Source organism: Algoriphagus sp. SE2 (genome assembly GCF_039563885.1).
In the GTDB taxonomy this organism is placed as follows: Bacteria; Bacteroidota; Bacteroidia; order Cytophagales; family Cyclobacteriaceae; genus Algoriphagus.
The window spans coordinates 1-345 of the sequence record NZ_JBCLWJ010000087.1 but is presented as its reverse complement, the minus strand read 5'-3'; the positions used below and the strand labels follow the sequence as shown (position 1 = coordinate 345).

Genomic DNA, 345 nt, shown 5'->3' with positions numbered 1-345 from the left:
GTTGGTAAGTCAATTATCTGGAAAGGTACTTCAATACCAGCAATGGCGAAAATAACAGTCTTTAGTACAGATAGAGCTGGCCAGACCATCGAACGGGTGATTGAGCTGAGCCGTGAGCCTAGATTTGGAGACTTCAACATGTTCCCTAATCCTGCGGGCAAGGATGTGACCCTTGAGATTGAATTAGGTCAAAGCATTAATGTTGGAATCAGAATCTTTGATGCCATCGGAAGATTGGTTTATGAAGAAGAAGGTGTCCAAGATGGAAATGCTACTTATCAGATATCAATTGATCAATTTAGCCCTGGACTTTACACTGTTCAGGTGAAAACTGGTCAGCTTGTG

General features: G+C 42.3%; 1 protein-coding gene. It reads left to right on the top strand.

All coding sequences use genetic code 11. The features are described 5' to 3' along the window. Positions 1 to 42: 42 nt before the first annotated feature. A partial coding sequence (locus AAGF08_RS20540; protein WP_343513333.1) for a T9SS type A sorting domain-containing protein occupies positions 43 to 345 on the top strand: 303 nt, incomplete at its 3' end.